The organism is Candidatus Cloacimonadota bacterium (genome assembly GCA_011372345.1).
GTDB lineage: Bacteria > Cloacimonadota > Cloacimonadia > Cloacimonadales > TCS61 > DRTC01.
On record DRTC01000364.1, the window covers coordinates 1 to 2,715 of the forward strand.

The 2,715-nt window shown below is 38.6% G+C and carries 2 protein-coding genes; both read right to left on the reverse strand.

What is annotated here, in order from left to right:
* Positions 1-134 precede the first annotated feature (134 nt).
* Positions 135-362, reverse strand: coding sequence for a hypothetical protein (locus ENL20_07095; protein ID HHE38323.1), 228 nt, complete (start codon positions 360-362; stop codon positions 135-137).
* Between the two features lie 187 nt (positions 363-549).
* Positions 550-2,715: S9 family peptidase (locus ENL20_07100; GenBank protein ID HHE38324.1), on the reverse strand; the 2,166-nt coding region annotated here is incomplete at its 5' end.

Here is a 2,715-nt window from a genome sequence, read left to right on the forward strand (position 1 = left end):
CTTAAGCCGTAGGTCTTGAGTTAAGTTTACTGACATAAGCAAGTTAGAAAACTTAAATCAAGTCAGCTAAAGCAAACTTAATTCAAGATTTCTCCAATTTTGATAGTTTTCGTTCAGATACTAAGTATTTTGTCCTACAATTCAATGATCTCTTTAGTAGCACCTGCTCTTATCGTCTGCATCGAAAGCCATTCTCTGGCATTGTCGAAGTCATCGAATTCTTTACTGATAGCATAATTACCTTCACTTCCACTAAAGAATTTCAAATAACATTTCTCACTTTTCTCTAATCTCACCATTTCGATCTTAAAGACCTTGTCGATATTGATGAATATTCCCTTGTCTATCTCGATTATTTTCATAACATCTCCTTTATTTGCCACAGATTTACACTGACAAACACTGACTTTCTGCTCACGGATTTCTACGGATTAAACGGATAATTCCTATCTCCTGTTCATCCGGGCGTAGCGAAGCCTGAATTTCCTGCTTCCCTTTTCCTATCTCCCGTTTTCTTTGCCTTTTTCCTTTCTCGGAACAAGTTCCGAGCTACTTCAAATATTTCTTAAACCAATCGATCATTTCTGCTAATACATGCAGGTTGGATTTTCTGGCTCGATAACCGTGTCCTTCGAAAGGTAAAACAACAAGCCTTGTTGTTGCTCCGTTTCCCTTCAAAGCCTGATAAAACCTTTTTGATTGAACCGGATAAGTTCCCGAATTCGGATCTTCTTCTCCATGAATGAGAAGGATCGGTTCGTTGATTTTTTCCGCAAACATAAATGGTGAAACTTTTATGTAGAAATCCTTAGATTCCCACAGAGTACGTCTTTCGCTCTGAAATCCGAAGGGCGTTAAAGTTCGGTTATAAGCACCGCTTTTGGCGATTCCCGCTGCACAGAGATCAGAATGAGCGAGAACATTAGCAACCATGAATGCTCCATAACTGTGTCCTGTTATCCCGACTTTGGTCGGATCGATGATTCTCCGCTTATCGAGATATTCGATCGCTGCCTGCACGCTGCTTACTGTTTGTTCGATAAAAGTTTCATTCACAATTTCCGGATTTCCGACGATTGGAATCGATGCTCTGGCTAACACGGCATAACCTTGTAATGTCAGATAACGAATTGATGATCCCCAGAACCGGATAAATTTATGCGGAGAGGAATCGATCTGTCCAGCAGTCGATTTATCTGCATATTCTTCCGGGTAAGCATTTATGATAAATGGCAATCGTTGTCCTTTTTTATGATCAGCAGGCAGATAAAGTTCCCCCGAGAGCGGAACTGAATCTTTGCGCGTGTAAGTAACAAGTTCTTTTTTTAATTCTGTCAATTCCGGATACGGATTTGCATAATCCGTTACTTGCACTCTTTTCCCTGTTTTCAATTCAGTAAAAAAATAGTTGGGAGGTGTTTTCCGATTCTCGCTCCTGATCACGATCTTATCCAAATCCTTCCCAAAAAAACCGGAAAAAGTTTCATGAAATCCTTCCCTGCATTTAAAGATGATTTCTTTCTCTTTTGTTTGGAAATTATATTTCATCAAATAAGGGAAATTTCCATCCGGAGTGGCTCCTTTATTATTCTTGAAATAAACAAAATCTCCTTTTTTAATGAAAACTTTTTGACCTCTCGTTGTTTTCCTTTTAATCAAATCCCCGGGATCATTATAATTATCGCGAATGCTCAAATCGTAAACTAATTTTGGCTTTTCATTTCCAATTTTATAAAGACAGCCCTTACGCCAAAGTTCGTCGCGGTCATATTCATAATAAATCAGTTCATCTTCATTTTCAGACCAATCGATGCGGGAATAACGATGTTCTGTTTTGAAGATTTCTTCCGGTGTTTGAGAAAAAGGAGCGGAAAGCCTGACGATTTTATCCCGAAAATCTACTTTATTTTTGGGATTTCCCTCATCGAGTGCTTCCGCCCAGATGAGAGTCGCATCTTTCAAGGGCTGCCAATGAAACCTTCTCGGTCCGATATAAGTTCCGCCAATTGGAATTTGATCCTGCAGAGGTCGTTTGTGAAGTTCTTTTACCAGATTTCCTTTCAGATCAATAATTTCAAAGGTTTTTGGAAAATAATAATGCGGAACCTGGTAGGAATATGGTCTCTCGATCCTTTCTATGAGTAGATATTTGTTGTCAGGTGAAAGATCGACATCGTCGTAAATTGCAGGTTTTCCGACCTTTCTGATCTTTCCGGTTTCCGAATCGAGAAGTATTAATTGTGAAGTGAAATAATAATCGAACAATTCTTCATCATGTTTATTTTTGAGAAGATTCTGATAAGTGCGGACAGTGCTGGTTTTTCCGCTCGTTTCCTCGATGATAGGACTTTCAGGAACTTTTGGTTTTTCAGGTTCCTGACCTCGATTTTCAGGAATTGTTTTGATCAAAAGAGTTTTACTGTCATTCAGCCAGAAAATTCCGGTGTCTTCAAAAACATCGTTGATTTGGATAGAATCGAATGCTTGTATTTTTCCAGTCTTAATATCAGCAGTCATAAGTTTGATGCCGGTTTCCGCTTCATAAGTTATTGCCAGTTTTTTCTTATCAAAAGAAATCCGGTAATTCCTGATCTTGATGTCTTCCGGCAAGTTCAATGAAATTTCAGAATTTTCCTCAAAATTGAGGATCTTCATTTTATTAATGGGATAAGAATCTTGCGGAGCATTCAGTTTTTTGGAAATATCTTCTCCTGC